This is a genomic window from Bradyrhizobium sp. PSBB068 (assembly GCA_016839165.1).
Taxonomy (GTDB): domain Bacteria; phylum Pseudomonadota; class Alphaproteobacteria; order Rhizobiales; family Xanthobacteraceae; genus Bradyrhizobium.
Map to the genome: position 1 here is coordinate 1,895,208 of CP069300.1, position 26,512 is coordinate 1,921,719.

The following is a 26,512-nucleotide window of genomic DNA, read 5'->3' on the forward strand; positions in this document are numbered from 1 at the left end:
CACGTTGGCGCGCGCTGCGACAAGTTGCGCAAAACATTGCAATAAAATCCATTTCTGCCCTGCGGTAGCTTGGCACGAGGCTTGAATAGTCAGCTGCCGACGCCATTGAAGCCGTCCCTCGAGGCCACCCCATCGGATTTCTGACGCCGCCAGTCCGGGGCCTCCCCGGTGCATGCCCTGTTGCGCCCTGCGCGCGTCGCCACCCGACGGGAGGTTGCTCGACGCACAGACGCAACACCGCAACGCAAAGGACGACCGATGACCAAGCCCAGCAACACGCCGCCGAGCCGCGCGATCAGCCGTCGCCGGCTGCTGAAGGCAAGCGGTGGCGCCGCCGCGCTGCTCGCCGCGGCCAAGCTCAACTTTCCCGCCGGCGCGTTCGCGCAGGGCGCCGGTCCGGAGGTGAAAGGCGCCAAGCTCGGCTTCATCGCGCTGACCGATGCGTCGCCGCTGTTCGTCGCCAAGGAGAAGGGCATCTTCGCCAAATACGGCATGCCCGATGTCGAGGTGCAGAAGCAGGCCTCGTGGGGCACTACGCGCGACAATCTCGTGCTCGGCTCCGAGGGTAGCGGCATCGACGGCGCGCACATCCTCACCCCGATGCCGTACCTGATCTCGGCCGGCAAGGTGACGCAGAACAATCAGCCGACGCCGATGTACATCATGGCGCGGCTCAACCTGAACGGCCAATGCATCTCGGTCGCCAAGGAATATGCCGATCTCAAGGTCGGCATCGACACTGCGCCCTTCAAGGCTGCGTTGGAGAAGAAGAAGGCCTCCGGCAAGGCAGTGAAGGCCGCGATGACCTTCCCGGGCGGCACCCATGATCTCTGGATCCGCTATTGGCTCGCTGCCGGTGGCATCGATCCCGACAAGGACATCGAGACCATCGTGGTGCCGCCGCCGCAGATGGTGGCCAACATGAAAGTCGGCACCATGGATTGCTTCTGCGTCTGCGAGCCGTGGAATCTGCAGCTGATCCATCAGGAGATCGGCTACACCGCGATCACGACCGGCGAGCTCTGGGACAAGCATCCGGAGAAATCGTTCGGGCTGCGCGCCGCCTGGGTCGACAAGAACCCGAAGGCCGCCAAGGCGCTGCTGATGGCTGTCATGGAAGCCCAGCAGTGGTGCGAGAAGGCGGAGAACCGCGAGGAGACCGCGGCGATCTGCGCCAAGCGGCAGTGGATCAACTGTCCGGTGGAAGACATCACCGACCGCATGAAGGGCAAGTTCGACTACGGCACCGGCCGTGTGGTCGAGAACTCGCCGCAGCAGATGCGGTTCTGGAAGGACAACGCCTCCTATCCCTATCAAAGCCACGACCTCTGGTTCCTGACCGAGGATATCCGGTGGGGCAAGTATGAGGCGGGCTTCGACACCAGGGCGCTGATCGCCAAGGTCAACCGCGAGGATCTCTGGAAGGAGGCCGCCAAGGAGCTCGGCGTGTCCGACATTCCGACCTCGACCTCGCGCGGCAAGGAGACCTTCTTCGACGGCAAGATCTTCGATCCGGAGAATCCCGCCGCCTATCTGAAGTCGCTGTCCATCAAGCGCGTCGACGTCTGAGCCGAGCCCCCGTCAGGGCCGCGCTTTTCTGCGCGGCCCGTCGCCGACCACGGAGATCCTTTGTCAATGTCGATGATTGCCATGAAGACCGAGACCTCGGAGGTCGCGACGCCGCCGGCCACTGCCGCGGCGCCGGTCGTGACCATGACGCCGAAGCGCGCACCGCGCGCCGAGACCTACGCCAGGTTGGCGAAGGAGACCGCGGCGCGGGTGGTGCCGCCGCTGATCGTGGTCGCGCTGCTGCTGGTGGTGTGGGAGTTGATCTGCCGGCGCGCCGGCTCCAGCCTGCCGCCGCCGACAAAAGTGTTCAAGGACACCAAGGAGCTGATCCTCGATCCGTTCTTCGACCATGGCGGCATCGACAAGGGGCTGTTCTGGCATCTCTCCGCCAGCCTGCAGCGCGTTGCCTACGGCTACTCGCTGGCGGCGATCGCGGGCATCGCGCTCGGCACGCTGGTCGGCCAGTCGGTCTGGGCGATGCGCGGGCTCGATCCACTATTCCAGGTGCTGCGCACGATTCCGCCGCTCGCCTGGCTGCCGCTGTCGCTCGCCGCGTTCCGCGACGGCCAGCCCTCGGCGATCTTCGTCATCTTCATCACGTCGGTATGGCCGATCATCATCAACACCGCGGTCGGCATCCGCAACATCCCGCAGGATTACCGCAACGTCGCCGCGGTGGTGCAGCTCAATCCGCTGGAGTTCTTCACCAAGATCATGATCCCGGCGGCTGCGCCCTACATGTTCACCGGCCTGCGCATCGGCATCGGCCTGTCCTGGCTCGCGATCGTCGCGGCGGAAATGCTGATCGGCGGCGTCGGCATCGGCTTCTTCATCTGGGATGCGTGGAATTCCTCGCATATCAGCGAAATCATCCTGGCGCTGTTCTATGTCGGCATCATCGGCTTCGTGCTCGATCGCCTCATTGCGGGCCTCGGCAAGGCCGTGACCCGCGGCACGGCGGCGAACTGAGGGGGACAAGTCATGCAGGCCTATCTGAAGCTCGATCACATCGACAAGACCTTTGCCCGCGGCAATGTCACCACGGAGGTCCTGAAGGACATCAACCTGACCATCGATCAGGGCGAATATGTCTCGATCATCGGCCATTCCGGCTGCGGCAAGTCGACCTTGCTCAACATCGTTGCCGGCCTTACCGGCGCCACCAATGGTGGTGTGCTGCTGGAGAACCGAGAGGTCAATTCGCCGGGGCCGGATCGCGCCGTCGTGTTCCAGAACCACAGCCTGCTGCCGTGGCTGACCGTGTACGAGAACGTCAAGCTCGGCGTCGACAAGGTGTTTGCCCGAACCAAGAGCCGGGCCGAGCGCGACGCCTGGGTGATGCACAATCTCGGCCTGGTGCAGATGGCGCATGCCAGGGACAAGCGGCCGAGCGAGATCTCCGGCGGCATGAAGCAGCGCGTCGGCATTGCGCGGGCGCTCGCGATGGAGCCCAAGGTGCTGCTGCTCGACGAGCCATTCGGCGCGCTCGACGCGCTGACCCGGGCGCATCTGCAGGATTCGGTGATGGCGCTGCACCAGAAGCTCGGCAACACCATCCTGATGATCACCCACGACGTCGACGAGGCCGTGCTGCTGTCGGACCGCATCGTGATGATGACCAACGGCCCGGCCGCGCGGATCGGCGAGGTGCTCGAGGTGCCCTTGGCGCGTCCGCGCAAGCGGCTCGAGCTCGCGACCAACGCCGGCTACCTGAAGTGCCGGCAGCGCGTGCTCGAATTCCTCTATGAGCGCCACAGCTTCGTCGAGGCGGCATGAGCGGGACCCATAACCCCAAATCTACGTTGTTGCACGACGTTGTGGCCGCAGTCGCTTTTCATATCCGACCTCTTTGGTAGTGGATTCCGGCCTGCGCCGGGACGACGATGGGGAGACACCGTCGGGCGGTGTGCAGACACGATCCCTTGTTTCCTCTATCCTCGTGGGTGAGACACCAGCCACGCAGAACGAGGCGATCGTGCAGACAAGAAAATTCGGCAACAACGGCCCGCAGGTTTCGGTGATCGGGCAGGGCACCTGGTATCTCGATCGCGGTGACCGCAAGGCGGCCGTCGCGGCGTTGAAGCGCGGCATCGATGCCGGCATGACCCATATCGACACCGCCGAAATGTATGGCGACGCCGAGCTCGTGATCGCGGATGCGATCGGCGGCCGGCGCGACGAGTTGTTCCTGGTCTCGAAGGTCCTGCCGAGCAACGCTTCGCGGCGCGGCGCCATCACCGCCTGCGAGCGCTCGCTGAAGCGGTTGAAGACCGATCGGCTCGATTGTTACCTGCTGCATTGGCGCGGAACCTATCCGCTCGCCGAGACAGTCGCGGCGTTTGACGAATTGATCGCCGCGGGCAAGATCCGCTCCTGGGGCGTCAGCAATTTCGACGCTGATGATCTCGACGAACTGCTCGAGGTCGCAGGCGAGGGGAATATCGCCTGCAACCAGGTGCTTTACCATCTGCGGGAGCGCGCTATCGAGCATGCCGTGATCCCGTGGTGCGAGCAGCACGGCGTGGCCGTTGTCGCCTACTCGCCGTTCGGCCACAATGATTTTCCGTCAGCATCGAGCAAGGCCGGCGTGGTGCTGCAATCGATCGCGCAGGTGCGCAAGGCGACGCCGCGCCAGGTGGCGCTGAGCTTCCTGACGCGGCTGCCGTCGGTGCTCGCGATTCCGAAGGCGTCGAACGTGGACCACGCGGCGGAGAACGCGGCAGCTGGTACGCTCAAGCTCAGCGGTGACGAACTCGCCGCGCTCGACGCGGCGTTCCCGCGCGGGCCGAAACCGCGCTCGTTGCCGATGCTCTGAACTGAGCGCGTCACACAACAATCCAGCGTTCCCGCAAGTTCGCGGGATTCACGACGCCCGCTCCACACGTGAGTTAACAAACTGTTGCAGGTGCGGCCGTATTGCGGCTGCGGCGGGCGGTCGCGCCTGCTGACGCATATCGGAGTCCCGTTTTCGGGCATTGTTCTCGCAGCGGAATTGGCGTTCTGTAGGGCAGCAGATTCCCCTTATTTCGCCTTCGAGATTGCCGTGACACCGCCCCCCGCCGTAGCCGCCAGGCTGGACAGCGTTCCCCTTTCATTGCCTGCAAGGACGTCCGCAACGCGCAAAGCGCCTGCGCGCACCGACCGGCCGTTCAAGGGCATTGCGCTGATCCTGCTGTCGACGGTGTTTCTCGGCACCTCCGACGTCACCGCAAAATATCTCTCGTCCTCGCTGCCTTCGATCGAGATCGCCTGGATCCGCTTCCTGGTGTTCGCGCTGATCATGACGCCGGCCATGCTGCCGGGCACGCCGCTGTTCGCATTGCGCAGCAGCCGTCCCGGCTTGCATGTGCTGCGCGGCGCCGCGCTGCTCGGCTCCTCCCTGATCTTCATCACGGGGCTGGGCTTCCTGCCGATCGCCGAGGCCTCGGCGACGAGCTTCGTCTCGCCGCTGTTCGTCACCGCGCTGTCAATCGCCTTTCTCGGCGAGAGGGTCGGGATGCGGCGCTGGATCGCGACCGCGGTGGGCCTCGCCGGCGTGTTCATCATCCTGCGGCCGGGCACCAGCGCCTTCCATCCCGCCGCGGTCTTCCCGATCGTCTCGGCGCTGGCCTGGGCCGGCACGCTGATCCTGACGCGTATGATGAGCGGCAGCGAGCGTCCGGTCACCGTGATGACCTATTCGTCCATCGTCGGCGTCGCCATCGTCAGCGCGCTGGTGCCGTTCGTCTGGGTCACGCCGAGCTGGCACGACATCATGTTCGGTATCCTGATCGGCGTTGCCTCCACGGTCGGACAGTGGATCGTGGTGCTGGCGTTCCGCTATGGCGACGCGTCGGTGCTCGCGCCGTTCTCCTACACGCAGTTGCTCTGGGTCAGCGTCCTCGGCTTCCTGATCTTCGGCGAGGTGCCCGACCGCTGGACCATCCTCGGCGCCGGCTTCATCGTCGCCTCCGGCCTCTACACCGCGCATCGCGAGCGCATCCGCCGCTCGCAATTGCTGGATGTGGCCAGCGAGCCGTCGCCGAACGCCTGACAATACGTATCTATTTTACAACAGCTGCGCTTTATCGTTGCGAACACGGGCTGAGCGCCACGGTCGTGCACGGCCTGAGAAGACGCGTCCGCCGCGAATTGCAACATAGCCCATTCAGGTTAAGCCGCGTCCGCGCGGCGCTATCGATTTGGGGCTGGGGCAATGCCGGAGTGGGGCTGCGCGCGAATCCGTCTGCAAGGCTGGTTGATGGCCGCGGTCATCCTCTCAGCGGGTCTATTGGCCGTGCCAGCCCTCGCACAGAATGGCGGCGTTGGCGGCGAGGGTGATTTTCAGTCGACGGGACAATATGGCGGTGCCGGCGGCGCTCCGGGCGTCAACGGCGGGGTTGGCGGCGACGGCGGCGCGCCGAACCGGTCATGCGTATGCACCGGGGGTGGCGGTGGTGGTGGCGCTGCGGGGGCCGCCGGAGGTGCCGGCGGCCCTGGCGGCAATAACGCCTCTCCCGCCGGAGGTGCCGGTGGCGCGGCCGGGCAGGACGGCGTTGCGGGAACGAGCGGCGGATCCACAGCCAGCGGCGGCGGCGGTGGCGGCGGCGGTCTCAACGGAGCGTCCAGCGCGGCGCTGAACAACGCCGGGATATTGACCGGCGGCAACGGCGGCAAGGGCGGTGACGGTGGCGTCAACGCCTCGATGCCTTCAAATCAAGTCGCTGGCGGTGGCGGCGGTGGTGGCGCGGGTGGCGCCGCGGTCGTCATCACCGGCGCCGGGACCCATTCGAACAGCGGCAGCATCACGGGTGGCAATGGCGGCGCGGGCGGCGCAGGGGACGTCGGTGGCAGCGGCGGCGACGGCGGCACCGGCATCGTCGTCACGTCGCCGGGCGTAACGATCAGGAATTCCGGCTCGATCTCCGGTGGCGCCGGCGGTAGCGGCGGCGCACAGGTGTCCGATGTCTACTCGAATCAAGGCGAGCCGTCCACCGGCGGCACGCGGGGGAGGCCCGGTGCAGCAGGCACGGGCGGTTCCGGGATCGTCGGTGGCGGCTTGACCATCATCAACAGCGGAACGATTACCGGCGGCGGTGGCCCGGGCGTGCAGGGCAACGCGATCGGCTTCACCGGCGGTGCCAATACGCTGACGTCGAGCGGCGGAGCGCTGTCCGGCAATCTCGGCATTGCCAATGGCGTCGGCGCCAGCCTGACCTTCCTGCAGACCAGCGCGGCCGGCGCCACCGGCGATGTAACCATCTCTCGCATCACCGGCCTCACGGGCGGCGCCACTGACGCCTCGGTTGCGGTCAAGCTGGACGGCGGGCGCTCGCTGATCATCACCGGCGCCAGTACCTACACCGGCGGCACCTCGGTGAGCGACGGATCGAGACTCGTCCTCCGTAACAGCAATGCGCTTGGCAGCGGCACGCTGACGATGGGCGAGACGCTTGCCGGGCTCACCAAACTGATGCTGGACGGCAACGGCATCAACATCGCCAACCGCGTCGTCATCAACAGCGATCCTGTCATCACCGTCGCGACCGGCACCACCAACACGATGTCGGGGCCGATCAGCGGCGCCGGCGACATCGTGCTCAACGGGGGCGGCACGCTGGTGCTGTCCGGCGCCAATACATACACCGGCGGCACCACGATCTGCGGCACTGCGTGCGGCATTGCCGGCGGCAGCAGCGTGCTGCAAGTCGGCGTCGACACCGTGGGTACGCCGGGCGCGATCGTCTCGTCGGCGATCGGCACCGGCCTGCTCACCTTCGATGGCGGGACGCTGCAGGCCGGCGGCAATTACACGATCGCGAACAACGCACAGATCAATGCCACCGGCGGCACCATCGATGCCAACGGATACACCTTCACTTACTCGGGCAACATTAGCGGCGCCGGTGGACTGTCAGTGCTGGGCGCTTCGGCCTTCCTCGGCCGCGTGGTCTTGACAGGCTCCAACACCTATGCCGGCGGCACCACGATCTGCAGTTGCGCAACGCTGCAACTCGGCGACGCCAGCCACACCGCCTCGATCGTCGGCGAAGTCACTGTCAATGGCAGGTTCGAGATCGTGAACGCCAACACGGCGGGCATCACCAAGATCGTCAACGACGGCTCCATCGGGTTCGGCAGCACGACGTTCCACAATTCCACGACGGCGTCGACGGCTGTGATTGTCAACCGGAATTACGGCGCCACGGTGTTTCGCGACAGCAGCACTGCGGGCAATTCCACCATTACCAATGGTAACAACGGCGGTTCGCAGTTCTTCGAATTTTCGTCGGCGGCGTCGGCGAAGATAACGACGTCCGCCACCGGCTATCTTGCGTTCTTCCAGAACAGCACCGCGGCGAACGCGGCCATCGACAACAGCGGCCTGACCTATTTCGGCACGTCGAACTTCAGCTCGACCGAGGCGCCGACCGCGGGCAACGCGACGATCACCAACCGATCCGGCGGTTCGCTGATCTTTGACGCCTATGCAACGGCCGGCAACGCGACGATCACCAACCGATCCGGCGGTTCGCTGATCTTTGACGCCTACGCGACGGCCGGCAACGCCACGATCACCACCGCGAGCGGCGCCAGCGTCAAGTTCTTCGGTAATTCGACCGGCGGCAACGCGCAATTCATCACCCAGGGAACTGGCTATGTGGACTTTGGCGGCAGCCTTGGACCGAACGGCGACGGCCGCATCACGGCAGGCTCGATCGCGGGCTCGGGCATCTACTATATCGGCGGCGGCAATACACTCACGGTCGGCGGCAACAATCTCTCGACCAATGTCAGCGGCGTGATCGCCGATGTGGATCCCTGCGGCTGCGGCCCGGCCGGCCCCGCCAATCTGGAGAAGACCGGCAGCGGCACGCTGACCTTGTCGGGCGTTACCACCTATACCGGCACTACCGTCGTCAACGGCGGCGTCCTGCAGATCGACGGCTCGATCGTGTCGTCGAGCTCGGTGACGGTGAATTCAGGTGGTGCGCTCACAGGCATCGGTACCGTCGGCAATACGACGATTGCAAGCGGCGGCATCCTGCTGCCCGGCAATGCAGTGCCGGGCACGTTCCTCAACGTGGCAGGTAATCTCGCCTTCCAATCCGGTGCGCTTTATCTTGTCGGGCTCAATTCCACCGCGTCGACATCAGCCAGGGTGACCGGCACCGCGACGCTGGCCGGCTCGGTCGGCGCCAGCGTTGCCGCCGGCAGCACGATCGCCAGGCAATACACCATCCTGTCGGCGGCCGGCGGCCGCAGCGGCACCTTCGCCGGCGTCGATTCGACCGGGCTGCCGTCGGGTCTGGTCGCAACGCTCGGCTATGACGCGAACAATGCCTATCTCAACTTCGCGCTCGATTACGGCGCAACATCGAAGCTCAACGTCAATCAGGGCAATGTCGCCACCACGCTGCAGAATTTCTTCAATGCCAATGGCGGGATCAACTTGATGTATGCCGGGCTGTCGCCGAATGGCCTGACGCAGGCCTCGGGCGAGGGTGCGACCGGATCGCAACAAGCGACGTTCAACGCAATGAACCTGTTCCTCGGGCTGCTGGCCGATCCGTTCGTCGCTGGGCGCGATGGCGGTGTCGGTGGGGGCGCCGTGCCGTTCGCCGAGGAGAGCGCAACGTTGGCCTATGCGGCGCGCAGCACCGAGCCGCGCGATGCGCTGGCCGCCATCTATGCCAAGGCGCCGCCGCCGCAACTCGATTTCGCGCAGCGCTGGAGCGTCTGGGCGGCCGGCTATGGCGGCTCGCAGAGCACCAGCGGCAATGCGGTGCTGGGTTCCAACAACACGACGAGCAGCGTCTATGGCACCGCGGTCGGCGCCGACTATCGCTTCTCGCCGAACACGATCGCCGGTGTTGCTCTCGCCGGCGGCGGCACCAGCTTCGCCACCAACGGTCTCGGCTGGGGCCGCTCCGACCTGTTCCAGGCTGGCGCCTTCCTGCGCCACAACATCGGTGCCGCCTATCTCAGTGCGGCACTCGCCTATGGCTGGCAGGACATCACGACCGACCGCGTCGTCACTGCCGCGGGCACCGATCGTCTGCGCGCCAACTTCAATGCCAATGCGTGGTCGGGCCGGCTCGAAGGCGGCTATCGGTACGTGACGCCGTGGCTGGGGCTGACGCCGTACGCGGCCGCCCAGTTCACCAGCTTCGAGCTGCCGGCCTATGCGGAGAGTGTGGTCTCCGGCGGCGGCGCCTTCGCGCTGAACTATGCGGGCAAGAGCGTCACCGATGTCAGGAGCGAGCTCGGCCTGCGCACCGACAAATCCTTCGCGGTGGATGGCGGCCTCATGACGCTGCGCGGCCGCGTCGCCTGGGCGCACGACTTCAACCCGAGCCGCAGCGCCGCGGCCGTGTTCCAGGCGCTGCCCGGCTCGGCGTTTGTGGTCAACGGCGCGGCGCAGGCCAGCGAGGCCGCGCTGACCACGGCTGCGCTCGAGATGCGGTGGCGCAACGGCTGGTCGGTGGGGGCGACCTTCGAAGGCGAGTTCTCCAGCGTGACCCAGTCCTACGCCGGCAAGGGTGTTATGCGCTATACGTGGTGACCCTCCATGCTATAGCGTCCTGCAACGAAAGCCTGATGCGGATTTGATCCGCGTCAGCGCATTTCGCGGGACGAAATACGCATCAAAATGAGTGGGACAAAACCCACGCGGAGGAAACATGCGCGCAGCGATCTTCAGAAACGGCGAGATTGTCGTCGATCAGATGCCGGAGCCGAAGCCGGGCGCCGGCCAGGTGCTGGTCAAATCGCTCGCCTGCGGCATCTGCGGTTCCGATCTGCACGCGCGCAAGCATGCCCACCGCATGGTGGAGCTGAGCAAGTTCCTGCCCGGCCGCACGCCGATGGACCTGTCCCGGGACGTCGTGTTCGGCCACGAGTTCTGCTGCGAGATTCTCGATTATGGTCCGGGCACCACGCGCAAGCTGAAGCCCGGCACGCGGGTCTGCTCGCTGCCGGCGCTGCTGACGCCGGAGGGCCCGAAGGGCGTCGGCTATTCCAACGATTATCCTGGGGCCTATGCCGAGCAGATGCTGCTCAGCGAGCCGCTGCTGCTTGAAGTGCCGAACGGGCTTGCCGCCGAGCACGCCGCGCTCACCGAGCCACTGGCGGTCGGTGTGCATGCGGTGGCGATGGCCGGCATCAAGGGCGGCGAGGTGCCGCTGGTGATCGGCTGCGGGCCGGTTGGGCTCGCAGTGATCGCGGCGTTGAAGATCAGGGGGCTCGGCCCGATCGTCGCTGCGGATTATTCGCCGGCGCGGCGGCTGCTTGCCGAGAAGATGGGCGCCGATGTCGTGGTCGATCCGGCGAAGACGCAGCCCTATGCGAGCTGGGCCGAGCACGCCCAGATGTCCGAAGCCGAGAAGGCCGCGCGGCCGCCGATGCAGGCGCTGCTGCCGCCGCTGAAGCCCGCGCTGATCTTCGAATGCGTCGGCGTGCCCGGCGTGCTGCAGCAGGTGTTCGAGGGCGCGCCGCGCAGCGCCCGCGTCGTCGTGGTCGGCGTCTGCATGGAGACCGACAAGTCCGAACCGATGCTCGGCATCATCAAGGAGCTCAACGTCCAGTACGTGCTCGGCTACACGCCCGAGGAGTTCGCCTATTCGCTGCGCCTGATCGCTGAAGGCCAGGTCGATGCCGCCTCGCTGGTCACCGGCCGCGTCGGCATCGACGGCGTCGCGCAGGCCTTTGCCGATCTCGCCAATCCCGAGGCCCATACCAAGATCCTGGTCGAGCCGTGGCGTTGAACTGAAGGTGGCGGCGCGGTTTGCATTTCGCGGCACCGAACCTATAGTTCGCTGTCCTCGGAAGTACTGACAGCACCTATCTCATGCGCGTTTCAATCATCACGGGAGGCGGCTCCGGCATCGGTGCTGCGGTCGCGCGCCGGCTCGCCGGCCCCGATCAATCCCTGATGCTGCACGGCCAAGGCGCTGACGCCGCTGGCCTTGCCCGGCTGAATGCGGTTGCCGAGCAATGCCGCGCCAAAGGCGCCAAGGTCGAGATCCAGACCGGCGATCTCGCCGCGGCCGGTGCCGGCGCCGCGCTGGTCGAGGCAGCGCGCGCCGCGTTCGGGCCGATCGACAGCATCGTGCACGCCGCGGGCTTTGCCGACCGCCGCGAATTCGCTAGCCTGCCGCGCGCGGCGCTGGAGCGCGCCTTCGCCGTGATGGCAGCGGCCTTCCACGAGATCGCTGCCGCCGCGCTGGCCGACCTCACGCGCAGCGCGCAAGGCCGCGTCGTCGCGGTCTCCAGTTTCGGGCCGCATCGCTTCGTGCCGGGAGCCACCTATCCGGGATCGGCCGCGGCGAAGGCCGCGCTCGAAGTGCTGGTGAAGTCCCTGGCGATCGAACTCGCTGTATCAGGCGCCACATCCAATGCCGTGATGCCCGGCTATACGCGCAAGGACCCCGGCCTGCTCGGCGCGCTCGATACCGCGACCTGGGATCGCGTCGCGAAAGCCAATCCGATGCAGCGGCTGGCCGAGCCCGACGAGGTCGCCGCCGTCGTCGCCTTCCTGCTGTCGTCGGACGCTGCCCACGTCACCGGCGCGACGCTGCCGGTCGATGGCGGGCTCACCCTGATGTAACGGCACAATGGTCGGCGTCGTCGTGCCGGCATATCGCGTGACTCGCGCGAGGCCGCCTGCGATGCTGGGGCCGCAAGGTCAGCACACGCCGCGCGGCAACAGAGGGGCAGGATGAACTACGTCTGGGATTTCGGGATCCTCGCCAAGTACAGCCATCTGTTCTGGCTCGGGCTCGGCTGGACCATTGCTTACACGATCGGCACCATCATCCTGGGCACCTTGATCGGTCTGATCGTCGGCATGCTGCGGCTGCGGCGCATTCCCGTGATCGACTGGCTGCTGATCGCCTATATCGAATTGTTCCGTTGCACGCCGCTGCTGGTGCAGATCATCTGGTTCTACTACGCCTTTCCGGTCGTGATCGGCGTCAACATCCCGGCGCATGTCGCGGCCGTCAGCGTGCTGTCGCTCTATGGCGGCGCATTCTATGCCGAGATCGTGCGCGGCTCGATCGAGAGCGTGCCGGTCGGGCAGTGGGACGCGGCGAAGGCGCTCGGCTTTCGCGGCTGGCGCCTGATGCGGCTCGTGATCCTGCCGCAGGCGCTGAAGCCGATGATGGCGCCCTATGTCAACCAGTCGGTGACGCAGCTCAAGAACACCTCGCTGGTCTCGATCATTGCGGTGCCCGATCTGGTCTACAACGCGACGCTGATCAACGCCGACACCTATCGGCCGCTCGAGGTCTACACCATCGTCGCGCTGATCTACTTTGCGATCCTGTTCCCGTCGACGCTGGTGGCGCGCCGGCTGGAGCGCGGGCTGACCTACGACAAGGTGTGATCTGTCTTACCTCTCCCCCTGTGGGAGAGGTCGGATCGCATGCAGCGAAGCGGAATGCGATCCGGGTGAGGGGGCACGCTCTCTCGTAGGACCTGAGACCCCTCACCCGGCGCTTCGCGCCGACCTCTCCCGTAGGGAGAGGTGAAGGGACCGAGCCCCAAACCGAACCACGCCAGAGCCTCAGATATTCAGCTCCACCGGGACGTCCTCCGCCTTGACGCCGGCAAGTCCAAGGCCCTTGACGAACCATTCGCGCATCTGGCCGATGCCGCGGTTGTAGTCGATCCACACCGAGAGGAAATCGCGCCAGCGCTTGTCCTGCTCGCGCCGCACCGCCGTGCCGCTCGCGATCGTCACCGACGGTGAGGTCAGGATCTTGTAGGTGCCCAGGTTCGGGTTCTTGGCGATCGCGGTCAGCCCGAGCACCAGCGCGTTGACTACGCAATCGACGCGGCCCGACGACATTTCCAGCATCACCTCGTCGCGCGACTTCAGCGACTTGATGGTGGCGTTCGGCGCAAAGCGCCGCGCCACCGCCTCATTGGCCGAGCCGACGTCGACTGCGATCTTGACCTCCGGCTTGTTGATGTCGGCCCAGGTTTTTGCCTCCAGCCCCTTCTTCAGCATCGCGCCGAACGGATGCGGGAACACCAGGTTGGTGAAATCGACCACCAGTGCGCGCTGCGGCGTCGGGTTGAGCGCGAAGCCGAGGTCGATCTTGTTGGCCTGCAGATCCAGAATCGAATTGCCGTAGGTCGACTCGACATATTCCAGCTTGACGTCGAGCAGTTTCGCGAGGTCGTTGGCCATCTCGATCGAGAAGCCGGACCAGGTGCCGGTGGCGAGATCCTTGTTGAAATAGGGCAGCTCGCCGGGCAGCACCGCGATCCGCAGCACCTTGGTGGCGCGGATGCGATCCAGCGTGTTGTCGGCTTGGGCTTGCGCTGCGGCCGGGGTTGCCATCGCGGCCGCGAGCGCCACGCCGCTGCCGATCCCGAGCGCATAGCGCAGCGCGTCGCGGCGATCTTCGGAAATCTTCACATCGTCGGATTGAGTCAAGCGGGCCTCCCTGCACCAGGTCGCCGAAGCCTAGCGTCGGGTTCCTGTGCCAGCAAGGGCGCGCGCCTGCACCATTGGTAGGCGTGGCGAAGAGGAGATGCCCATCTCTTCACCTCCCCGTTTGCGGCCTGGCTATCGCACATCGCCTGCCCTCGCCGGGGCGCACCGTCAAAAACTCGAAAACAACCCCATGCAAAGGAGCCGGCCGCGTGCCGGCAGTCGACACGTCAACTTGACATGTCGGGCAAATCAGAGGCATTATTCTATTATTCCGAAAATGCGCGATGTGCCTCCCCCCGCAAGAACGGGGAGAGGGGAAACAACGGGATCAATACCGTCCCGGCACGAACATCTCCGGCGGGATCGGACCGCGGTGATAGTCGGGGTTGCGCACCCGCGGCGGCAGCACCACCGGTTGGTGGGCGACGTGCTGATAGGGGATCTGGCTCAACAGATGCGAGATGCAGTTGAGCCGGGCGCGCTTCTTGTCGACGGCATCGACGATCCACCACGGCGAGTCCGGCAGGTGGGTGCGCTCCAGCATCGTCTCCTTGGCCTTGGTGTAGAGCTCCCAGCGGGTCCTCGCCTCGACGTCCATCGGGCTCAGCTTCCATTGCTTCAGCGGATCCTGGATCCGCATCGAGAAGCGGAATGCCTGCTCCTCGTCGGTGATCGAGAACCAGTATTTCAGCAGGATGGTTCCGGAGCGGATCAGCATGCGCTCGAAGTCCGGCACCGAGTTGAAGAACTCCTCATACTGCTCGTCGGTGCAGAATCCCATCACCTTCTCGACGCCGGCGCGGTTGTACCAGCTGCGGTCGAACAGCACGATCTCGCCGCCGGCCGGCAGGTGCGAGACATAGCGCTGGAAGTACCATTGCGTGCGCTCGCGCTCGTTCGGCGCCGGCAGCGCCGCGATGCGGCAGACGCGCGGGTTGAGCCGCTGGGTGATGCGCTTGATGACGCCGCCCTTGCCGGCGGAATCGCGGCCCTCAAACAGCACGACGACCTTCTTCTTCTCGTGCTGCACCCAGTCCTGCAGCTTGACCAGCTCGCCCTGCAGCCGCAGCAATTCGCGGAAGTAGAACTTGCGGTCGATCGACGGCTTTCCGGCTTCCCCGTCATGGTCGAGCTCGTCGAGCCTGATGTCGTCGAGTTCGAGCTCGAGTTCCTCGTCGAGATTGTCGGCCATCTCCTGATGGATGCGGGCGCGCAAGGCTTCCTCACGCAGTGCTTCCTCGTGGGCGGCTTCGTCGGTGAGGTGGGGAGCGGTCATGAAGGTCCGTCTTTCAGTGTGTTAGATGGATCGACGGGAGCATTGACGGGCGATGTTACCCCTCTATGACAATGCCATGACCGCTGTCTCACGCCGGCGCCGCGGCTGTGCTAACAAGCGCCAACAACACGAAAATGGGAGATGCCGATGATTTCGCTCACGCCAAAAGACGTCCTGCCGGAGGACGGCACCGCCGGCGCGCTGGTCGGACGGGTCTGGCTGCCGCAGGCGGGCGGACCGGCCGTGGTTGCGGTGCGGGCGGACGGCGTGTTCGACGTCACCGCGCGTTTCCCCACCGTGAGCGCGCTCTGCGAGGAAGCCGATCCCGCTGCCGCATTGCGCGCCACGCGCGGCGAGCGGATCGGCGATTTCGAGACGATCCTCGCCAACACGCCGCCCGACCGCCGCGACGCGACCAAGCCGCATCTGCTCGCGCCGGTCGACCTGCAGGTGCTGAAGGCCGCCGGCGTCACCTTTGCGATCTCGATGCTGGAGCGCGTGATCGAGGAGCGGGCGCGCGGCAATCCGTCCTCGGCGGAGGCGATCCGCAAGGAAGTGGTGCGCCTCGTCGGTGACGATCTCTCCAAGCTGAAGCCCGGCTCCGAGCAGGCGATGCGGCTGAAGCAGGTGCTGATCGATCAGAATGCCTGGAGCCAGTATCTGGAGGTCGGCATCGGTCCCGATGCCGAAGTGTTCACCAAGGCGCCGACACTGTCCTCGGTCGGCACCGGCATGGATGCCGGGCTGCATCCGAAGTCGACCTGGAACAATCCCGAGCCGGAGGTCGTGCTCGTCGTCTCCGGCGCCGGCAAGATCGTCGGCGCCGCGCTCGGCAACGACGTCAATCTGCGCGACTTCGAGGGCCGCTCGGCGCTGCTGCTGTCGAAGGCCAAGGACAACAATGCCTCCTGCGCCATCGGTCCGCTGCTGCGGCTGTTCGATCAGACGTTCTCGCTCGACGACGTCAGGAAGATGGATGTCGGCCTGACCGTGACCGGCACCGATGGCTTCGTGCTCGAGGGCCATTCCTCGATCTCCAAGATCAGCCGCGACCCGACCGATCTGGTCGCGCAAACCATCGGCCCCGTGCATCAATATCCCGACGGCTTTGCGCTGTTCCTCGGCACGATGTTCGCGCCGGTGAAGGACCGCGACGCCAAGGGCGAGGGCTTCACCCACAAGCGCGACGACATCGTCACCATCGCGGCGCCTCAGCTCGGCAAGCTCGTCAACCGCATGCGCGGCAGCGACGAATGCGAGCCGTGGACGTTCGGCGTCGGTGCGTTGATGAAGAACCTGGCGCAGCGCAAGGTGCTGTGATGCCGCTGTAGCTGCGTAGGATGAGTTTCGCTGCGCTCTACACATCTTACGCACTGCGGATGTGCGCGAACTGCGGCCCGATCACGGGCTTCTGGGTGTGATCCGCCTTGTCATGTGGTACCCCGCGCCGGTCGATAACGTGCTAGCGTTAGCCGCAGCCGCCGGCGTTCTCGAACATGTTCAGAAACCTGTGCGGCAGAACGATCGCGCGCCGCAACTTCAGCGCGCGCAGATGCGCGAAATTCAGAGCGACCGCTTGTCGCGCCCTTATGTGATCCAGTTCATCCTCGTTCGCGCTGATCCGCTTCAGCATGGTGGCTCGACGCGAACAGAAGGAGTCGCGGACATGAGCAAGCAGCCAGCAAGTGGAATGCCGGAGTGGCTCACGACCGACGTGCTCGTGATTGCCGTCTCATTGGCGATCATCCTGATCGGCGTCTGGATCGCGCCGTAGCCCGGTGAGCGCAGAGGCAGCGGACCGCGGTAAGCGATCCTGGGATGGCGTTGCCGCCAACCGCGCGCGGCGGCGATGACGAGCCCTACAGGCCGATCATCCGGAAGATCATGCCGCCGATATTGGGACCGTGATGGCGGTGGCGGCGATGACGGCTTCGCGGCGGTTCGTCGTTGGCTGCGGCCATTGCGGTCCTGCCGCCGTCCTGCCCGGGGCCGACCGCGTCGAACGCCGCCTTCTGCTCGTCGCTGAGCGCGCCGTAGAAGGTGTCGAGGGCCGGGCGTACCGTCCCGATCGCCTGGAGCATGGAATCGAGCCGTGCTCCGACTGCCGCAAGGCGCGCCGGCGGCGTGCGCGCATCGCTGGGCGGACAGGACGATTTCAATGCGTCCTCGGCCTTTGTTGCCGCGTCCCGCAAGGCATCGAGGCTCGCCCGCTGCGCGTCGGTGGGTTTGACGTCGCGTTCGATGATCTCGCTGGGCCATGCGATGGCGGCAGGTTGCGCCGCGTTGCAATTGCCGTTGTCTCGCGTCGCCTCGCGTCTGCTGCGTTGCTGATCCGCTGCCAGCGCGGTCACCTTGGCTTTCTGATCGTCGCTGAGCAGCCCGTAGAACTTCTCCAGCGCCGGTTGCAGGGTGCCGACCGCGTCGCGCATGGCCTGGAGGCGCTGCTGCATCGAGGCGAGGCGGCTCGGCGCGGTCAACGGGATGTCCTTGGGACATGAACTGAGAATGGTTTCGGACGCCTTCTGCGATGCAGTGGCGAGTTCGTCGAGCGCCGCGCTCTGCTCCGCATTGGGCTGGATCGCGCTGCGGAATTGTTCGATCGGGAAGCCCGCGATATCGCTTCTGTCGCTACCGCACATGTCGGCGAGGGTCGCAGTTTGAGCGGGCGCACCGGAGCGGCCCGCGACCGGCGGCCGCGGACCGGTACGGCCGGGCAGGTAGTCGGCATAGCCGCTCAAGGCATCGTAGTCATAGGGGCCGAACAGGCCGGTATAGATGTCGTTGTAGCCATAGTCCCAGAAGTACGGGTCGTAGTCGTCGCCCCACCAGGCGTAGTCGTAGAGATCGTAATAGGCATAGGGCCAGAACACCGGACCGACCCAGCCGAAACCGCCATGCGGATGGCGCCACCACCAGCCGCCATTGTGGTTGTGATAGCCCCAGGCGGCGCCGGCGGCGGCCGTCATGATCGCGGCGCGCGCCGCCGGGTTGCGCAAGCCGCCCGGGCTGCGCAGGGCGGCCGTGACCGGACGCGAGGACAAAGTGCGACCGATGGCGCTGGCGTTGCGCCGCATCGCGGCGGCCGACGGCGCCTGGCGGCTCGCAGCTACGCCGTGCGAGAACGCCGGATTGCGGCTGACGGCCGGGCTGTGGGCCATGGCCGGATTGTGGACGGCATGGAATTGCCGCGCGCCGCCGCTGCGTCCCATTCTTGTCGCGGCATGGGGCGCCGTATGGATGGTATGGAAACCGCCCGCGCGGGCGCCGCCACCGTGAAAGCCTCCTCCGTGGAAGCCACCCGCACGAAGCCCGCCGCCGTGGAAACCGCCACCACCGCCATGGAAGCCACCACCGCCACGGAAGCCGCCGCCACCGTGGAAACCGCCGCCACCGTGACCGCCGCCGCGGGCTGCCTGTGCGGGATCGGCGAACAGCGTCACCGGTGCCGCGGTCGCGAGCACCGCGATGAGCGCCAACCAGACGTGTCTGCGGCGAGCCATGTTCGTTCTCACTTGTGTCAAAACACTCAATAATGCTCGATACCAACACGCCACGCTGCCGCTCGGTTCCCGCCGCAACCTGAATTGCGTGCGACTCTTTGCGGGCCGGTTGTTGCGCAGCGGCGATGACACCGCGTTGTTTGACGGCTTAAAGCGAGAGCCATCCACGCCGTCGTGCTGGCGAAAGCCAGGACCCATTATCCCGAATGTCTGTTGTTGCGCGACGCCGGGGCCACGATCCCGTTCATCACCGAATGTGGTGGTTATGGGTCCTGGCCTTCGCCAGGACGACACTGTGGGGTGACGCGGTTCGGCTCACCAACCACACACCTACACCGGCAGCGCCGTTGAATATTTCACCTGGCTCAGCGCAAAACTCGACTCGATCGAGGCGATGCCGTCGAGCCGGGTCAGCTTGTTCTTCAGGAACGCTTCATAGGAGGAGAGGTCGGCGGCGACGACGCGCAAGAGATAGTCGCGGTTGCCGGTCATCAAATAGCATTCGAGCACCTCGTCCCATTTCGAGATCGCGCGCGCGAAGCGGTTGAGGTCCTCCTCCTTCTGCCGTGCGAGCTTGATCGAGATGAACACCGAGACATGCAGCCCGATCGACTTCTGGTCGACGGTTGCGATGTAGCGGGAGATCACGCCGCGCTCCTCGAGCAGCTTGACCCGGCGGTGGCAGGGCGAGACCGACAGCCCGACCTTGTCGGCGAGCTCCTGCATGGTCATGCGGCTGTCGGTCTGGAGCAGGGCCAGGATCTTGCGGTCGATGGCATCGAGGGCAGGCATTGGGATGAACTCGTTGATTGAGGCGGGATCGTGGGAATTTATCCCAATTTTTCCTGTGCTGTCGCGTGGAATTGAGATTTTCGACGGTGCCAGCGGCAGTAACATCGGCAATATCGCTGGGAGCATTGCCATGGGAATCGCGCCGGAACGTCTCGACATGCTCACGGCCCTGGCCCGCAAGGTGCTGTGGCTGTCGTCATGGACCATCCATCACGCCAACCATGTGCGGCCCTCGACCGACGGGCTGAAGGTCGGCGGCCACCAGGCCTCGTCGGCCTCGCTCGCCAACATCATGTCGGCGCTTTACTTCTCGGTGCTGCGTCCACAGGACCGCGTCGCGGTGAAGCCGCATGCGAGCCCGGTGTTCCACGCGATCCAGTATCTGTTCGGCCACCAGACCCGCGACAAGCTGGAGAATTTCCGCGGCTACAAGGGCGCGCAGTCCTATCCGTCGCGCACCAAGGACACCGACGACGTCGACTTCTCCACCGGCTCGGTCGGCCTCGGCGTGGCGCAGACGCTGTTCGCCTCGCTGGTGCAGGACTACGTCAAGGCGCATGGCTGGTTGGGGGGCCGGCCCGAAGGCCGCATGATCGCGCTGGTCGGCGACGCCGAGATGGACGAGGGCAACATCTTCGAGGCGCTGCTCGAAGGCTGGAAGCACGGCCTGCGCAACACCTGGTGGGTGGTCGACTACAACAGGCAGTCGCTCGACGCCGTGGTGCGCGAGGGGCTGTGGGCCAAGTTCGAAACCATGTTCCGCAATTTCGGCTGGGACGTGGTGATCGTGAAATACGGCAAGCTGATGCTGGAGGCGTTCGCCGAGCCCGGCGGCGAAGCGCTGAGGCGCTGGATCGACAATTGCCCGAACCAGATGTACGCGGCGCTGTGCTTCCAGGGCGGGGCGGCGTTCCGCAAGCACCTGCGCGACGATATCGGCGACCAGGGCGAGGTGTCGGCCCTGATCGATCGGCGCAGCGACGACGAGTTGCTGGCGTTGATGTCGAATCTCGGCGGCCACGACATGGCGAGCATGATCGAGGCCTTCGAGGCGATCGACCATGACCGTCCGGTCTGCTTCATCGCCTACACCATCAAGGGCGTCGGCCTGCCGATGCAGGGCCACAAGGACAACCACGCCGGCCTGATGACGGTGGCGCAGATGGAGAAATGGCGCACCGCGCAGAACATCCGCACCGGCCACGAATGGGACAAGTTCGAGGGCCTGTCGCAGGAACCTGCCAAGCTCGAGGCGTTCCTGGCCCATGCGCCGTTCAATCGCGAGGGCCGCCGCCGGCTCTCGGCGCCCGTCGTCGATGTGCCGGAGCGGCTGGCGTTCAAGGCTTCAGCCCAGATGTCGACCCAGCAGGGCTTTGGCCTCGTGCTGCACGAACTGGCGCGCGGCGATAGCGAGCTCGCATCGCGCATCGTCACCGCATCGCCCGACGTCACCGTGTCGACCAATCTCGGCGCCTGGGTCAACCGCCGCGGCCTGTTCGCCAAGGCGGAGAACCACGACCTGTTCCGGCAGGAGAAGATCCCGTCTGCCTACACCTGGGAGTATTCGCCGAAGGGCCAGCACCTCGAGCTCGGTATCGCCGAGATGAATCTGTTCATCATGCTCTCGGCGCTCGGCCTGTCGCACCAGATCAACGGTGCGCGGCTGCTGCCGGTCGGCACGCTGTACGATCCCTTCATCGAGCGCGGCCTCGATGCGTTGAACTATGCCTGCTATCAGGATGCGCGCTTCATGGTGGCGGCGACGCCGTCCGGCATCTCGCTGGCGCCGGAAGGCGGCGCGCACCAGTCGATCAAGACGCCCTTGATCGGAATCGGGCAGGACGGACTCGCCTCGTTCGATCCGGCCTTCGTCGATGAACTTGCCGTGATCATGGGCTGGGGCTTCGGCCACATGCAGCGCGAGGGCGCCGAGGGTGGTTCGGTTTACTTGCGACTCTCGACCCGAATGCTGGAGCAGCCGCAACGGATCATGACGCCGGACCTGCAGCGCGACATTACCGACGGCGCCTACTGGATGCGCAAGCCGGGCCCGAACTGCGACATCGTCATCGCGTATACCGGCACTGTCGCGCCTGAGGCGATCGAGGCGGTCGGCCTGATCGGCGAGAGCCACCGCGACGTCGGTCTCCTGGCGGTAACCTCGGCCGATCGGCTCTATGCGGGTTGGTCCGCCGCGCGGAATTTGCGCCGCGACCGCCGCGGCGTGCAGCATTTGAGTCATATCGAGCAGTTGCTGGCGCCGCTCGGCCGCGACTGCGGCATTGTGACCGTGATCGACGGCCATCCGGCCACGCTCGGCTGGCTCGGCAGCGTGCGCGGCCACCGCCTCGAGGCGCTCGGCGTCGAGCATTTCGGCCAGACCGGCACCATCGCCGACCTCTACCGGCACTACGGCATCGACGCCAACGCCATCATCGATGCTGCGGAAAGCGTCTCGGCCGGCGCCCCGGTGCGGCATCGCAAGATGGCGGTGTAGCCACACACGCGAGTCGTCATTCCGGGGCGGCGCGAAGCGACGAGCCCGGAATCCATCGGGCCGCAAATTTCGTGGTGAAATGGATTCCGGGCCTGCGCCAAACGGCGCATCCCGGAATGACGGGGAGAGAGCCTTGCCAGCCTCTTGCCTCGACCCTTATATGCGCCGTGCGTGCACGAGCCGCGCCCCGCATATGGCGGGTTCAATTCGCCCTGCTTTCGTGCAAGGATGCCTGCCGAACGCTTTCCGTTCCCAATTCCATACGCCCCCTACAAGAGGTTTCCGATGGTCAATCGCATGCAATTCTACATCGACGGCGCCTGGGTCGATCCCGTCGTCAAAGGCAAGTCCACCCCCGTCGTCAATCCGGCGACCGAAGAAGCGATGTATGAGATTGCGCTCGGCTCCAAGGCCGATGTCGACAAGGCAGTCGCCGCCGCCAAGCGCGCGTTCGAGACCTATTCCAAGACCAGCCGCGAAGAGCGCATCGCGCTGCTCACCAGGATCGTCGAGGTCTACAAGGGCCGCATGAAGGAGATCGGCGCTGCCGTCTCCGACGAGATGGGCGCGCCGCTGCCGATGGCGGAGAAGCTGCAGGCCGGCGCTGGGCTCGGCCACCTCATGAACACCCTCGAAGTGCTGAAGAAGTACGAGTTCGAGGAGACCATGGGCACCGCCGTGATCGTGCGAGAGCCGGTCGGCGTCGTCGGCATGATCACGCCTTGGAACTGGCCGCTCAACCAGATCGCCTGCAAGGTCGCGCCCGCGCTCGCCGCCGGCTGCACCATGATCCTCAAGCCGTCGGAGTTCACCCCGACCTCGGCGCTGATCTTCGCGGAAATCCTCCATGAAGCCGGCGTGCCGAAGGGCGTGTTCAACCTGCTCAACGGCCTCGGCCCGGAGGTGGGTGCTGCGATGAGCGAGCACCCGGACATCGACATGATCTCGTTCACCGGCTCGACCCGCGCCGGCGTCGACGTCGCCAAGCGTGCGGCGCCGACCGTCAAGCGTGTCAGCCAGGAGCTCGGCGGCAAGTCGCCGAACGTGATCCTCGAGGGTGCAGACCTCGCCAAGGCGGTGACCGGCGGCGTGATGCACATGTTCAACAACTCGGGCCAGTCCTGCAACGCGCCGTCGCGCATGATCGTGCCGCTCTCCAGGATGAAGGAAGTGGCTGCGATCGCGAAGGGCGTCGCCGACAAGACCAAGGCCGGCGATCCGCGTGCCGACGGCACCACGATCGGTCCGGTGGTCAACCGCGGCCAGTGGGACAAGATCCAGGCGCTGATCCAGAAGGGCATCGACGAGGGCGCAACGCTCGTCGCCGGCGGCCCGGGCCTGCCCGAAGGCGTCAACAAGGGCTTCTATGTCCGCCCGACCATCTTCGCCGACGTCACCAACGACATGACGATCGCCCGCGAGGAGATCTTCGGGCCGGTGCTGACGATCATCGGCGCCAAGGACGAAGCGGAAGCCGTGAAGATCGCCAACGACACGCCGTATGGTCTTGCCGGCTACGTCTCGGCCGACACCGTGGAGACCGCGCGCCGCGTCGGCCGCCAGATCCGCGCCGGCAACGTCAACCTGCAGGGCGTGCCGAACGAGCGCACCGCGCCGTTCGGTGGCTACAAGCAGTCGGGCAACGGCCGCGAGTGGGGCCGTTACGGGCTGGAAGAATACCTCGAGGCCAAGGCTGTCGCCGGCTACAACGCCGCGTAAGCCGAACGCACGAGAGACGACATTCTGGCGCCGGGGCAGGCAACTGCTCCGGCGTCAGACGTTTTGGGATGCCGCATATTCATTGTCGTCCCGGCGAAGGCCGGGACCCATAACCACAGGGAGAGGTTTGGCGAAGATTTGGCCGTGCCGTGGTACTGCGACTTTCTTGCTCGATAGATCACGCGGTATGGGTCCCGGCTCCCGTGCGCAATTGCGCATTAGGCCGGGACGACCAAGAACTACTACCCGCCGAGTGCGCCCTGGGTGTTGACGTAGAGCGCATAGATCGACTGGCTCGCGGCCATGAACAGGCGGTTGCGCTTGACGCCGCCGAAGCAGAGATTGGCGCAGCGCTCCGGCAGCGCGATGCGACCGATCATGACGCCGTCGGGCGCGAACACCACGACGCCGTCGAGCTCGGGGTCGCCCATGCCCCAGCCGCACCACAGATTGCCGTCGATGTCGCAGCGCATACCGTCCGGCGTGCCCGGGCCGGCATCGATGAAGACGCGCTTGTTGGAGATCGTCGTGCCGTCGGCGGAAACGTCATAGGCCAGGATCTTGCGGTTCGGCACGCCGCGGGATTCCACGACGTAGAGGATTGTCTCGTCCGGCGAGAAGCACAGCCCGTTGGGGCCGAGCACGCCTTCGGCGACGATGGTGGCCTTGCCGGTTTCCGGATCGAGCCGGTAGACATTGGCGTCGATCTCGGGCTCGGCCTTGTAGCCCTCGTAATTGCCGAGCAGGCCGAAGGTCGGATCGGTGAACCAGATCGCGCCGTCGGATTTCACCACGACGTCGTTCGGTGAGTTCAGCCGCTTGCCGCCGAAGCTATCGATCAGTACCGTGATCGATCCGTCATATTCGGTGCGCACCACGCGGCGGCCGCCGTGCTCGCAGGTGATCAGCCGGCCCTGGCGGTCGCGGGTGTTGCCGTTGGCGAAGTTCGACGGCTTGCGGAAGACGCTGACCGCGCCGGTCTCCTCCTCCCATTTCAGGATGCGCTGGTTCGGGATGTCGCTGCACAACAGATAGCGGCCGTCGCCGAACCACACCGGGCCTTCGGCCCAGCGCAGGCCGGTCGCGATGCGTTCGACCGCGGAGAGTTTTAGCCAGTATTTCTCGAAGCGCGGGTCGAGCGCGTGGATCGCGGGATCGGGATAGTACGTCGCGGGACGCCAGCCGGCGGAATGAACATCGGACATTTGCTGTTCTCGTTGTTGTGTTTCGATGGTGTTTCCTTGAGCGCTTGGTTTGCTATCATTGTCGGCCTGCGATCGCAATTTGCTCCAGGGATTGCGCTGATCAATCAGGAAAGACGAGGGACGGCATGCCACGCATATTGATGACCGGCGCATCGGGGGGAATCGGAACGAGCCTGCGCAAGCTGCTGCCGCCGATCTATCCCGACCTCCTGCTCAGCGACATCAAGCAGCCCTCCGATCTCGGCGGACACGAGAAATTCAAGGCCGCCGATCTCGCCGACCTCGCACAGGTCGAGGCGGTCTGCGAGGGCGTCGACGGCATCCTGCATTTCGGCGGCTATTCGGTCGAAGGGTCCTGGGATGCGATCCTGCAGGCCAACATCATCGGCGGCTACAATCTGTTCGAGGCCGCGCGCAAGCAGGGCGTCAAGCGCGTGATCTTCGCCTCGTCAAATCACGCGGTCGGCTTCTACCCGCGGCATCATCGCATCGGCACCGACGTCACCGCGCGCCCGGACAGCCGCTACGGCGTCAGCAAGGTGTTCGGCGAGGGCGTCGGCGCGCTCTATGCCGACAAGCACGGCATCAAGGTGACCTGCATCCGGATCGGCAATTTCGGCGAGGCGCCGCTCGATCACCGCAGGCTGTCGATCTGGCTCAAGCCGGAAGATCTGGTGCAGCTCTGCCGGATCGGGCTCGAACATCCCGATATCCATTTCGAGGTGCTGTACGGCGCGTCGTACAATGAGCGCTCGTGGTGGGACAATCACCGCGCCTATGATCTCGGCTATCGTCCGACCGGCCGCGGCGAAGATTTTCGCGAGCACGCGATGGCCGAGCAGGCCAAGCTGCCGCCCGATCCGGTCGGCGACTACTACCAGGGCGGCGCGTTCTGCAGCATGGAATTCGACGGCGACAGGACAGCGGTGATCGACTGGAAGAAGTGATCAATCCTCGCACTGCGGCAGCTGCTTCACCGCCTCGGTGTGCTCCCGCTGCGGCTCGTTGGCACCTTTCCCGGAGGTCGCCTTGGGGGCGCTTCCGGGCCCATCATAGGTCTGGGAGAAGTGCGCGAGCGGGAAGTTGAGGCTGATCTTCTGTCCGGTCAGGTTCTTGGCTTCCACCACGATCGTCTGCGCATGCTTCAGCCGTTCGATCAGTTCGCCATTGGCCTCCCGCCGCAGCCCAGCGTGTAGCAGTGCGTCCGCGCGATCTGCATCGGCTCGTCCTGGTCGATCCGCAGGCTGATCGTGCCTTCCAGCATGGTCCGCGTGCCGACATTGGCAGTGAGCAGCGCGCGCGTCGGGCTCTGCGGCGAGATGCTGATGGTGCCGCCCGAGGGCGCGCACTGGCCGCGTGCGGCAGCGGCAACGAAGCAGCTCGCCTCGGTCAGGCAGGTCTTGGCCCAGGGCTCGTAGGTGAGTTCGGTCGCGCGCGGGTCGGCCGCCTCCGCAATTCCGCCGAGCGAAAGCTGCACGGCGAACGATCCCATCAACAAAGCCACGTAGCGCATCGCCGTCTCCCCTT

20 protein-coding genes and 1 pseudogene are annotated in these 26,512 nt (G+C 65.7%); 14 read left to right on the forward strand and 7 right to left on the reverse strand.

The annotated features are described in order from the left end of the window. Nucleotides 1–258: 258 nt before the first annotated feature. From JQ507_08855 to JQ507_08895, 9 genes are all read left to right on the forward strand, one after another. Complete coding sequence (locus JQ507_08855; protein QRI71563.1) at nt 259–1,569, forward strand: ABC transporter substrate-binding protein; 1,311 nt, start codon at nt 259–261, stop codon at nt 1,567–1,569. A gap of 66 nt (nt 1,570–1,635) precedes the next feature. After that, on the forward strand, nt 1,636–2,538 hold the full coding sequence (gene ntrB, locus JQ507_08860; GenBank protein ID QRI71564.1) for a nitrate ABC transporter permease: 903 nt from the start codon (nt 1,636–1,638) through the stop codon (nt 2,536–2,538). A gap of 12 nt (nt 2,539–2,550) precedes the next feature. Beyond that, entirely contained in the window at nt 2,551–3,345 is a 795-nt protein-coding gene (locus JQ507_08865; GenBank protein QRI71565.1) for an ABC transporter ATP-binding protein, read from the forward strand. 199 nt (nt 3,346–3,544) lie between these two features. Next, nucleotides 3,545–4,384, forward strand: a complete 840-nt coding sequence (locus JQ507_08870) for an aldo/keto reductase (GenBank protein ID QRI71566.1) — start codon at nt 3,545–3,547, stop codon at nt 4,382–4,384. Between the two features lie 258 nt (nt 4,385–4,642). Next, nucleotides 4,643–5,602 (forward strand): DMT family transporter, encoded by a 960-nt coding sequence (locus JQ507_08875; GenBank protein QRI73262.1) that lies wholly within the window; start codon nt 4,643–4,645, stop codon nt 5,600–5,602. Nucleotides 5,603–6,424: 822 nt separating this feature from the next. Next, nucleotides 6,425–10,114, forward strand: coding sequence for an autotransporter domain-containing protein (locus JQ507_08880; GenBank protein QRI73263.1), 3,690 nt, complete (start codon nt 6,425–6,427; stop codon nt 10,112–10,114). A gap of 118 nt (nt 10,115–10,232) precedes the next feature. Further along, a complete protein-coding gene (locus JQ507_08885) occupies nt 10,233–11,315 on the forward strand; it encodes a zinc-binding dehydrogenase (protein ID QRI71567.1) in 1,083 nt (360 codons plus the stop codon). A gap of 83 nt (nt 11,316–11,398) precedes the next feature. After that, on the forward strand, nt 11,399–12,157 hold the full coding sequence (locus JQ507_08890; GenBank protein QRI71568.1) for an SDR family oxidoreductase: 759 nt from the start codon (nt 11,399–11,401) through the stop codon (nt 12,155–12,157). Nucleotides 12,158–12,268: 111 nt separating this feature from the next. Next, complete coding sequence (locus JQ507_08895; protein QRI71569.1) at nt 12,269–12,937, forward strand: amino acid ABC transporter permease; 669 nt, start codon at nt 12,269–12,271, stop codon at nt 12,935–12,937. 180 nt (nt 12,938–13,117) lie between these two features. On the opposite strand, the gene JQ507_08900 is transcribed toward JQ507_08895, so the two are convergent. Together JQ507_08900 and ppk2 are read right to left on the reverse strand one after the other, a co-directional pair. Continuing rightward, nucleotides 13,118–13,996, reverse strand: a complete 879-nt coding sequence (locus JQ507_08900) for a transporter substrate-binding domain-containing protein (GenBank protein ID QRI71570.1) — start codon at nt 13,994–13,996, stop codon at nt 13,118–13,120. 328 nt (nt 13,997–14,324) lie between these two features. After that, nucleotides 14,325–15,272, reverse strand: coding sequence for a polyphosphate kinase 2 (ppk2, locus tag JQ507_08905; GenBank protein ID QRI71571.1), 948 nt, complete (start codon nt 15,270–15,272; stop codon nt 14,325–14,327). 147 nt (nt 15,273–15,419) lie between these two features. Between ppk2 and JQ507_08910 the strand changes: the two genes are divergently transcribed. Beyond that, nucleotides 15,420–16,592, forward strand: coding sequence for a fumarylacetoacetate hydrolase family protein (locus JQ507_08910; protein QRI71572.1), 1,173 nt, complete (start codon nt 15,420–15,422; stop codon nt 16,590–16,592). 176 nt (nt 16,593–16,768) lie between these two features. Next, nucleotides 16,769–17,046, forward strand: a pseudogene (locus JQ507_08915) (hypothetical protein). A gap of 85 nt (nt 17,047–17,131) precedes the next feature. On the opposite strand, the gene JQ507_08920 reads toward JQ507_08915, so the two are convergent. Together JQ507_08920 and JQ507_08925 are read right to left on the reverse strand one after the other, a co-directional pair. After that, the gene (locus JQ507_08920) at nt 17,132–18,772 is read right to left on the reverse strand and encodes a Spy/CpxP family protein refolding chaperone (GenBank protein QRI71573.1); all 1,641 of its coding nucleotides are present in this window, start codon (nt 18,770–18,772) and stop codon (nt 17,132–17,134) included. Nucleotides 18,773–19,102: 330 nt separating this feature from the next. Then, a complete protein-coding gene (locus tag JQ507_08925; protein QRI71574.1) occupies nt 19,103–19,564 on the reverse strand; it encodes an Lrp/AsnC family transcriptional regulator in 462 nt (153 codons plus the stop codon). A gap of 130 nt (nt 19,565–19,694) precedes the next feature. On the opposite strand from JQ507_08925, the gene JQ507_08930 reads away from it, so the two are divergent. Next, nucleotides 19,695–22,061 carry a transketolase gene (locus JQ507_08930; GenBank protein ID QRI71575.1) on the forward strand — a complete coding sequence of 789 codons (2,367 nt, stop codon included), beginning with the start codon at nt 19,695–19,697 and terminating at the stop codon, nt 22,059–22,061. A gap of 285 nt (nt 22,062–22,346) precedes the next feature. Further along, nucleotides 22,347–23,780 carry an aldehyde dehydrogenase family protein gene (locus JQ507_08935; GenBank protein QRI71576.1) on the forward strand — a complete coding sequence of 478 codons (1,434 nt, stop codon included), beginning with the start codon at nt 22,347–22,349 and terminating at the stop codon, nt 23,778–23,780. 242 nt (nt 23,781–24,022) lie between these two features. On the opposite strand, the gene JQ507_08940 is transcribed toward JQ507_08935, so the two are convergent. Next, entirely contained in the window at nt 24,023–24,985 is a 963-nt protein-coding gene (locus JQ507_08940) for an SMP-30/gluconolactonase/LRE family protein (GenBank protein QRI71577.1), read from the reverse strand. Nucleotides 24,986–25,110: 125 nt separating this feature from the next. Here JQ507_08940 and JQ507_08945 point away from each other — a divergent pair, with 125 nt between their 5' ends. Next, entirely contained in the window at nt 25,111–25,932 is an 822-nt protein-coding gene (locus tag JQ507_08945; GenBank protein ID QRI71578.1) for an NAD(P)-dependent oxidoreductase, read from the forward strand. On the opposite strand, the gene JQ507_08950 is transcribed toward JQ507_08945, so the two are convergent. Both JQ507_08950 and JQ507_08955 read right to left on the reverse strand, forming a co-directional pair. Beyond that, the gene (locus JQ507_08950) at nt 25,933–26,112 is read right to left on the reverse strand and encodes a hypothetical protein (protein QRI71579.1); all 180 of its coding nucleotides are present in this window, start codon (nt 26,110–26,112) and stop codon (nt 25,933–25,935) included. 29 nt (nt 26,113–26,141) lie between these two features. After that, nucleotides 26,142–26,498, reverse strand: a complete 357-nt coding sequence (locus JQ507_08955; GenBank protein ID QRI71580.1) for a hypothetical protein — start codon at nt 26,496–26,498, stop codon at nt 26,142–26,144. Nucleotides 26,499–26,512: the final 14 nt, after the last annotated feature.